Source organism: Limnospira sp. PMC 1279.21 (assembly GCF_032349615.1).
Classification (GTDB): Bacteria; Cyanobacteriota; Cyanobacteriia; order Cyanobacteriales; family Microcoleaceae; genus Limnospira; species Limnospira fusiformis.
In genome coordinates this window covers 1-4,807 of the sequence record NZ_JARPLU010000253.1, presented here as the reverse complement: position 1 = coordinate 4,807, position 4,807 = coordinate 1, and the positions used below count along the sequence as shown (strand labels likewise).

The following is a 4,807-nucleotide window of genomic DNA, read 5'->3' as shown; positions in this document are numbered from 1 at the left end:
GAACCCCCACAAGAATATGGTAACTGATGGGGAGGGGAATTGTCAAGGGTTGGGGGGAATGAGGCGGGGGCGGGGGAGAGGGTGGCTAATTGACAAATTCGAGTATTTGATTGGCGGTAATTTGTGGCTGTTCGAGGTGGGGAACATGACCGCATTTGTCAATCCAGATAAGTTTACTGTTAGGGATAGCGGTTCGGAATTTATCGGCATCTTTGGTTCCCAAGATTTTGTCATTGTTGCCCCATAAAATTAAGGTGGGTTGTTGAATAGTATTTAAGCGATCGCCAAAAGCACCATAACCGCCACTTTTGGTAAACTCAATTAAACCGCGATTCCATAATGGTGATTGTAGATGCCACGCGGCGCATAACTGAGCATCACGGGAGGCGAGGGTTTTGTCAAAATAGGCGTTTTCGCTGATACTTTGGCGAACTTTGGGTTGTCGCAGAAATTCGGTAGCGAGATAGTCGAAGGGTGGAAATAAAAACTTGCCAGCGATGGGACCTTTATTGATTCCGGCACTATCAATTAGGACGAGAGATTGTACAGCGTGGGGATGATTTAGGGTAAAGTCGATGGCTGTAGCACCTCCCATAGAAGCGCCAACTAAGATAACTGGCTGATTGATGCGGGATTGCCAGAAAGCGTAGAGATGGGCTAGGATATGAGCAGGATTAACGGTTAAATAAGGCGATCGCTGCGTAAAGCCAAAGCCCAATAGATCCACGGCCCAGGTTTCGGTGGTATTAGCTAATAGTGGTAAGAGTCGGCGAAACTCTAGGACGGAACTATCGAAACCGTGTAGGAGAAGAATGGGAGGCTGTGGGTTTCCTTGGCGGACATAGGTAGTGAGGATAGGTTGAGGGACGGCTGGGAGGGTTATGGGTTGAGCAATAATTGCTTCAGCGAGGGAGATAGAAGTCAATTCGGTGAGTGGTTCAGCCAGTGGGGGTAAATACTCAGGAAACATAAAAAGCAATGGCAATCAGTAATTATAATCTAAACCAACAGGGATGCGATCGCATTGGAAAAGATCTGGCTATGGGAGTTTCATGGTAAAGAATAAACCCTATACTAGATAGGAAAGTGTTGAGATTATCCTGTTATTGCTATGCTTAAAGCTCTGCTGGGCGATCCTAATGCCCGGAAAATCAAAAAATATCAGCCTGTAGTGACGGATGTTAATATCCTAGAGGAAGATGTGCGATCGCTCTCCGATGAAGGTCTAAAGGCAAAGACGGGGGAGTTTAAGGAGATGTTGGCGAAAGCCAAAAACCGGGAGGAAAGGGAACAAATCCTGGAGGAAATTTTACCGTTAGCGTTTGCTGTAGTCAGGGAGGCTTCCCGACGGGTGTTAGGAATGCGGCACTTTGATGTTCAGGTGCTGGGGGGTATGATTTTACATAAGGGGGAAATCGCGGAGATGAAAACGGGGGAAGGAAAAACCCTGGTTTCGACCCTCCCGGCTTATCTAAATGGGTTATCAGGTCACGGGGTGCATATTATCACGGTTAATGATTATTTAGCGCGTCGTGATGCTGAGTGGATGGGACAGGTACACCGTTTTCTGGGGTTGAGTGTGGGATTAATCCAGCAGGGAATGGGTCCAGAGGAACGGAAAAAGAACTATAGCTGTGATATTACCTACGCAACTAACAGTGAGGTTGGGTTTGACTATTTGCGGGATAATATGGCGACCTCTATGGAAGAGGTGGTGCAGCGTCCTTTCAATTATTGCATTATTGACGAAGTGGACTCGGTGCTAATTGATGAGGCGCGCACTCCGTTGATTATCTCTGGTCAGGTAGAACGTCCTAGTGAGAAGTATATGAGGGCGGCGGAGGTGGCGAAGGCGCTACAGAAGGATAAGGAACATTATGAGGTGGACGAAAAGGCGCGTAATGTTCTGCTGACGGATGAGGGTTTTGCGGCGGCGGAAGAGTTTTTGGGGGTTAAGGATTTATATGATCCTAATGACCCTTGGGCGCATTTTGTGTTTAATGCGTTGAAAGCAAAAGAATTGTTTATCAAGGATGTTAATTATATCGTTCGGGATGATGAAGTCGTTATTGTAGACGAGTTCACGGGACGGGTAATGCAGGGTCGGCGTTGGAGTGATGGCTTACATCAGGCGATCGAGGCTAAGGAAGGTGTGGAAATTCAGCCGGAAACCCAAACTTTGGCGACAATTACTTATCAAAATTTCTTTTTGCTATATCCCAAATTGTCGGGGATGACGGGGACGGCGAAAACTGAGGAGGCGGAAATTGAGAAGATTTATAATTTGCAGGTGACGGTAGTTCCGACTAACCGACCGACGGCTCGTGCGGATTTGTCGGATATGGTTTATAAAACTGAGCAGGGGAAATGGCTGGCGATCGCTACTGAATGCGCGCAAATGCACAATATGGGTAGACCTGTATTGGTGGGAACTACCAGTGTGGAAAAATCGGAGTTGCTTTCTGGTTTGTTATCACAGCAGGAGGTTCCCCATAATCTTTTGAATGCGAAGCCGGAAAATGTGGAAAGGGAATCAGAAATTGTGGCGCAGGCTGGTCGCAAAGGGGCTGTAACTATTGCTACTAACATGGCGGGGCGAGGAACTGATATTATCCTGGGGGGTAATGCTGATTATATGGCGCGGTTGAAGTTACGGGAGTATTTTATGCCCCGAATTGTGAAACCGCAAGATGAGCGAGAATTGGCTATCCCTCAAATCGGAGGGGGTCCCCGTCGTAATAAGCCCCAGGGTTTTGCTGCTGCTGATAAGCCGAAGGTTTGGAAGGTGGCGGCGGGAATTTTTCCCACGGAGTTGTCGGTAGAGACTCAAGAGAAACTGCGATCGGCGGTAGATTTTGCGGTGTCGGTTTATGGGGAACGTAGTGTTCCTGAACTTATGGCTGAGGATATCCTAGCTGTAGCCTCGGAAAAAGCTCCCACTACTGATGTGGTGGTTCAGCGGATACGGGAGGTTTATCAGGCTATTGTGGCTGAGTATGAGGTGTTTACTCATGAGGAACATGATGAGGTGGTGTCCCTGGGAGGATTGCACGTTATCGGTACAGAACGCCATGAGTCCCGTCGGGTAGATAACCAGTTGCGGGGAAGGGCTGGTCGTCAGGGAGACCCGGGTTCGACTCGCTTCTTTTTGAGTCTGGAAGATAATTTGCTACGGATTTTTGGTGGTGAACGGGTGGCGGCGATGATGACGGCTTTTCAGGTGGAGGAGGATTTACCTATTGAGTCGAAGTTGTTGACGCGATCGCTGGAAAATGCCCAGAAAAAGGTAGAAACTTATTATTATGATATCCGTAAGCAGGTGTTCGAGTACGACGAGGTAATGAATAATCAGCGTCGGGCTATTTATGCGGAACGCCGCCGGGTATTGGAAGGTCAGGATCTCAAGGAACAGGTGATTAAGTATGGCGAAAAGACGATGGATGATATCGTCGAGGCTTATATTAACCCGGATCTGCCTTCGGAAGAGTGGGATCTTGAGACTTTGGTGGCTAAGGTGAAGGAGTTTGTTTATTTGCTGAAGGATCTGACTTCTGAACAGTTGTTTGATATGACGGTTGAGGAGATTAAGACTTTCTTGTATGAACAACTGCGTAATGCCTATGATATTAAGGAGGCTCAGGTAAATCAGATTCGCCCTGGACTGATGCGTGATGCGGAAAGGTTTTTTATTCTCCAACAGATTGATACTCTGTGGCGGGAACATTTGCAGCAAATGGATGCTTTGCGGGAGTCTGTGGGTCTGCGAGGCTATGGTCAGAAAGACCCGCTGGTGGAGTATAAACGGGAGGGTTACGAACTTTTCCTGGATATGATGACGGATATTCGCCGGAATGTGATTTACTCGATGTTCCAGTTTCAGCCTCAGCCTGCGGTGGCTTAATTGGGAAATGCTCTTGACAATCTCGGAAAATAGTATATATTGGTTGTCAAGTGTGAGGAGTAAGGTTTGAAGGAAGAGGTACTTGGGGTCGAAACTCGGCCAGACTCCCAAGTGCCTTTTCCGTTTTTATAGTCAAATTCGGGGATGTTTTAGCCAGTTTCGCAAGTTACCCCACCAGAGACGGGGATGGTCGCTGGATTTGATTTGAGAATTAGCCATAGACAGCAGCAGGGGAACACCTCCAACCCGCGCCGCCATCAGAACATGAAGGGCGATCGCCACAATCATAATTGCCCAAGCTAACAGGTGGATATTATACGACAAATGGTGTGTTTCCCCTACCCTCAGCCAGTTTTCGTCCTGGAATTTCCCAGAAATGACGGCTAGTGCTAGGGCTAATAAGGCTATGGTGTTGGTGATTCGATGGAGGGTGTACCACCAGATTGGCTGTGGGGTCCGTTTGAGTTGGGCTAGGGTGTCAGGTTGGATGAGGCGTTTTTTCCCCCGACGTAGGCTGTAGTAGGTGAAGGCTAAGGCCATAAAAAATAGGAAAAATCCCCAGGTTCCATGGATGTCGATCAGGTTGCTATCTTCCGGGATTAACCAGAGAGTCCCGAAACGGCGATCGTAGCTTTCGTAAACGAGATAGCCAGTGATAATACATCCAAATACTAAAAGGCTATTCAAGCCGTGTAATAGGCGAAATAGCAAGGGCTGGTAGGGTTTGGAAGCGCTCATAATTAGGTCTTTTTGAGTTTCTTTATCAATAGTATAGCAGGGTTTTAGGATAACTTGCACAATGGGTATAATTATCCTTTGTTCTCCGTGTGATTTGGGCGAGAAAAGGAGTAATCTATAGCATTAGTCAAGGTGGTTAGGACGCAGCTTTGAGAACGGAATCCATGG

Annotated in this window: 3 protein-coding genes; 1 reads left to right on the top strand and 2 read right to left on the bottom strand. The window is 47.5% G+C overall.

What is annotated here, in order from left to right; all coding sequences use genetic code 11:
* Positions 1 to 85: 85 nt before the first annotated feature.
* Entirely contained in the window at positions 86 to 970 is an 885-nt protein-coding gene (locus P5683_RS22775) for an alpha/beta fold hydrolase (protein ID WP_006624358.1), read from the bottom strand.
* 141 nt (positions 971 to 1,111) lie between these two features.
* Here P5683_RS22775 and secA point away from each other — a divergent pair, with 141 nt between their 5' ends.
* Positions 1,112 to 3,901, top strand: a complete 2,790-nt coding sequence (secA, locus tag P5683_RS22770; protein WP_006624357.1) for a preprotein translocase subunit SecA — start codon at positions 1,112 to 1,114, stop codon at positions 3,899 to 3,901.
* A 132-nt stretch (positions 3,902 to 4,033) separates the two neighbouring features.
* On the opposite strand, the gene P5683_RS22765 is transcribed toward secA, so the two are convergent.
* On the bottom strand, positions 4,034 to 4,639 hold the full coding sequence (locus tag P5683_RS22765; protein WP_008052461.1) for a cytochrome b/b6 domain-containing protein: 606 nt from the start codon (positions 4,637 to 4,639) through the stop codon (positions 4,034 to 4,036).
* Between the last annotated feature and the right edge of the window lie 168 nt (positions 4,640 to 4,807).